Source organism: Pseudomonas sp. RA_105y_Pfl2_P56 (assembly GCF_963970845.1).
GTDB classification, from domain to species: domain Bacteria; phylum Pseudomonadota; class Gammaproteobacteria; order Pseudomonadales; family Pseudomonadaceae; genus Aquipseudomonas; species Aquipseudomonas baetica_A.
On sequence record NZ_CAXAPL010000082.1, the window covers coordinates 1 to 4,023 of the forward strand.

At 55.3% G+C, this 4,023-nt stretch carries 3 protein-coding genes; all 3 read right to left on the reverse strand.

The window, feature by feature from the left end; all coding sequences use genetic code 11:
• Positions 1-166: transposase (locus AACY11_RS27970; RefSeq protein ID WP_218440217.1), on the reverse strand; the 166-nt coding region annotated here is incomplete at its 3' end.
• Positions 167-182: 16 nt separating this feature from the next.
• Positions 183-2,648, reverse strand: a complete 2,466-nt coding sequence (locus AACY11_RS27975; protein ID WP_339496286.1) for a hypothetical protein — start codon at positions 2,646-2,648, stop codon at positions 183-185.
• On the reverse strand, positions 2,645-4,023 hold a 1,379-nt coding region (tssI, locus tag AACY11_RS27980), incomplete at its 5' end, for a type VI secretion system tip protein TssI/VgrG (protein WP_339496288.1). The genes AACY11_RS27975 and tssI, both read right to left, overlap by 4 nt.

Consider the following 4,023-nt stretch of genomic DNA (forward strand, 5'->3'; position numbering starts at 1 on the left):
ACAGGAATAACTGGTTGGCATTGATGCCGTTGCGTCGAGCGACCACCGACACACTTTGTCCTGGCTCAAGGCTCTCGCGAACCATGGCCAGCTTTTGCTCTGGGCTCCAGCGGCGCCGCCGCTCCTGGCCCAAAAGCTCCCCACTCTTGTCGTTGCTATTAGTCATAAACATAACCGTTTGCCTATCCCTTATCGTAAGGGGGAAACGGTGTCCTGTCTTTCATGGGGCTCGTCCAACCGCCGCCAACTGCGGCTATACCGTAAGCTGCGGCTGCATCTGTGTCCCCTTGTTTCAGCGATCGTTGGCTATCCCATCCGCTCAGTATTGCTCCAACAAGGGTTGCGACACCCCCAGCAGTTCGAAGTAGTGATATTTTTGAACTGCCGGTTTGTATTTTGAGGTTTTTTGCCCAGCTTGAAGAGATTTTTTTTACATCGAAGCGGGGTTTAGTAAGTTGTTGTTCAAAGGCTGTACCTAGCAATAGTTTGCTATGACTACCCAAAGCTGCCGTTAAATCTGCAATCGCACTAAAAACGCCCACTGCTCCGCGCCATTTTTCACCTCCGGATTGAAGGTCTCCGTAAGCGTTTACTTGGACGAGCAGGTTGTAAGCCGCAAATGCCACCATCAACGTAGGTACGGCTTTAGTTTTTTCCATCGTCTCGGTCATGGCGCCGAAACGAACTCGGAATGCACTGTAGTTTGCCAAGTCTGCATGTCCTTTGGGGATAGCAATGACTGTGACATCGCGCAACATCGGGCGACTTGTTTCCGAGCCACGTGGACTGGTACTACCCACGGCTGTACCTGACTGGTCGTGGAGGGTGGCGTAGCGGTAGCTTTTGCGAGTCAAGGCTTGGCGTTCGACATCAGTAAGTCCGCCACGCAATCCCGCACCTTGCACACCGATAACTACGAAATCTTGGGCTAGCGCCTGTCCCTGAGGCATCAACTTAATCTCGGCCATTTTCGGTGAGAGCGCAGCGAGGGTCACGAATGTTGGAGAAAATAAGCGATCCAGTTGGATTTTGGACGCGTTCTGGGACAAGCGACCGATCTGGGCTACGACGCTGGCACCGAAGTTATCGAGTAAGTCGGCGAGAAAGTACGCAAAGCCTTTTCCGGCGCTGGGTTGATCCACTTCTCCGTTCAGTGATGCCGTAAGCATCAGCGTACTCAATCCCATGGTTTCTGGCTTCGGCGCCTGACCACCTTCGCGCAGAGACTTTAAGCGCTTGACCAAATCAGGCAGTTGGTCGGCAGTTTCTGCCAGCAGCAGTGTGCCAAGTGGGTGCTGCCCTTGGAGCAAGTTTTGTACGAGTCGATTGATAGAACTGGTCAGCTCTGGATAACCCTTGCCGGTGTACATAGAGTCGCTGCGTTCAGGAACTTGATTGAGTGCATCAAGCGCCAGGGTCAGCAAGCTATAGGGTTCGACTAACCCTTCATCCTTTCTGTAGCACCAGTCGAGAAGCACTGGCTGGAGTTGTTTATCCAGTACCTCGACGAGGATGGACAGCCGTTTTGCCAATTTTTCACGGCATTTTTCACGTTGTTCTTCAAACACAGCAGTGTGGAGTTTGGGTAGGTCGACTTTGTCTTGCAGCTCAGCAATAGGACCTGCCAATGTGCTGTACAAAACTTGCGCATAACGCCCGTGAGGCTGATGCGGAACCAAAGCATTCAGGGTTTGCAGATAGTCGACGCATTCTTTTACTTGTGCTGTCGCATGACGAAGAGCGAACAACGAATCATCAAGAATCATCCCAATCAGATGCGGATAATCACGTAGGCCTTTTTGAGCGAGCAGGTCTTCTCCAGCCTCCAGGACCGAGAGGGCCGGCGGAGGTGTCTGTTTGATCTTTTGAGCCAGCTCTTCCTTACGTTGTTGCAGTTGCAGAATCAACGAATCAGGTTTGAATGCTGCAAAGTCAGGAGTGAACTCAGCAGGATCTTCCATCGCCGCTTCAATGCTGAAATCCCGAGAGCGCAGACCCTTGGTCAGTTTTTTGATCGGAGTTGCGGGATGAATCTGAGTAGCTTTCCAGTGCGTGGTTTCACCCGCTGTTGCCGCCCAAGCGGAGGCCATATTTTGGCTACGGGCCTTTATGCGGTTTGGGTCTTCTTCCAGCCAGGTGATGTATTCCCACGTCCATGAGACTTCACTGAACGCCATGCTCAACTGTCGACCGACAAAGCGGCCTTGAAGGAACATCGGTACCAGCATCAGTTGCTGCTTGACGCCCACCGGCTCGCGTTTATCGGCGTTGCCTTTTTTTTCTGCGACTTTACGCCAATGGGTTAAATCGACTTCGGACAGTTGCCCTTTGCCGTCGGTGACCAGTTCACGCCACACCTTGTTGTTCTGAAAAACGTAGACGCGTCCCGCACGTGGTACACCGCCCTGAAGAGTTTCATTGAGCTTGTCGTGTCCCGGCAGGCGGGCGAGAGGTGTGATCGCAAGCAAGGTGTTTTGCTGGTACTTGTCCAGCTCTTCGGTGGTCTTCGCGTCCACCATGATCGGAATCTGCAGTTTGCCGCCATCGGTACGATCCACGCTAAGTGCCAGTCGTGATTTCTGATCGTTCTCGTAGTCGGTCTTCTTGCGCGTCCCTTCAGTGATGGACTTGTCCTTGAACTCACTCATGCCTTGTCCTCTGGCCCCAGCAATTGCAATTGGCTACCTAAATCCGGATCTCCCCACACATCGACGATGAGCGCCGTTTTGCCTTTCTCGCTGGTGGTTCTTGGTGCTGCGTTGTTGATTGGTGCATTGCCCAGCGTTTGCCCCGCCGGCGCGGTGTCTGCCGGCTTGGGCGGTACAGGAAGTATCGCAGAAGCACCGGTTCCGCTACCCGGGCTGCCGCCGGAGTTCATGTTTATCACCGGGCCGCTCAGTGTAACGCCCCCCGCGTCAATCTTGATAAAGCTCCCTCCACCGATCAGCGTCAGTTCGCTTCCAGCTTCCATTACGACTTTGATACCACTATCGAGGTGAATCTCCTGCCCCGCGTCAATGAACTGCCCAGTCCCAATCTTGATGTGCTGGTTCACGCCCACGGTCAGGTGATCATTGGTCCGAGCTTCAACTTTTCGGTCTTCGTAAACGGTGTGGTGTTCTTCGGCCTTGAATTCCGTGTAGCTGTTCTTCTCGACGGTGTCGTGGCGTTCGTTACCGACACGGATCTTCTGGTCGTGCTCGATGTTTTCGTCCCAGTCGCGCTGGGCGTGCAGGTAGATCTGCTCCTGACCTTTTTTGTCTTCGATGCGCAGTTCGTTGTAGCCACCGCCGCCCATCGAGCTCAGGGTTTTGAAGGTGCTGCGGGTCTTGTTCGCGGGCAGGGCGTACGGGACGGTGTTTTCCTTGTGGTACAGGCAGCCGCTGATCAGCGGTTGATCGGGGTCGCCTTCGAGGAAGGTCACCAGCACTTCCATGCCGATGCGCGGGATGGCTATGCCGCCGTATTGGGCGCCGGCCCAGGCGCTGGAGACGCGTAGCCAGCAACTGGTTTTGTCGTCGGCCTGGCCTTCGCGGTCCCAGTGGAATTGCACTTTGACGCGGCCGTATTGGTCGCAGTGGATTTCTTCGCCTTTGGGGCCGGTGACCACGGCGCTCTGGCTGCCGAGGATGCGCGGTTTCGGGTGGCGCAGCGGTGGACGGTTCGGCACGTCCCACGGGGTCGCCTGGAAGCGGTTGCGATAGCCCTGATGGAAATCGTCTTTCAGCGCGGTGGTGTCGCTGGTCACCGATTCTTCCAGCACTTGCGGCTGTTTGCCTTCGTGGAGGACTTCGGTGAGCAGCCAGAGGTCGTTCCACTTGGCTTTTGGGTGCTCGGTCAGGGCCAGAAAATGGCCGCTGACCAGCAACGGCTGATCGCTCTTGCCTTCAGCCAGTTGGAAGTCGCTGCGGTGGCGTTCGAGGGCGCGTTTGGCCAGGTGTTTGCCGCGCTCGCGGTCGATGAAACGGCCCGGGTAATCGTAGTCTTCGAGGTCGGGCAGGGCGTCGCCACGGTTTTCGCTTT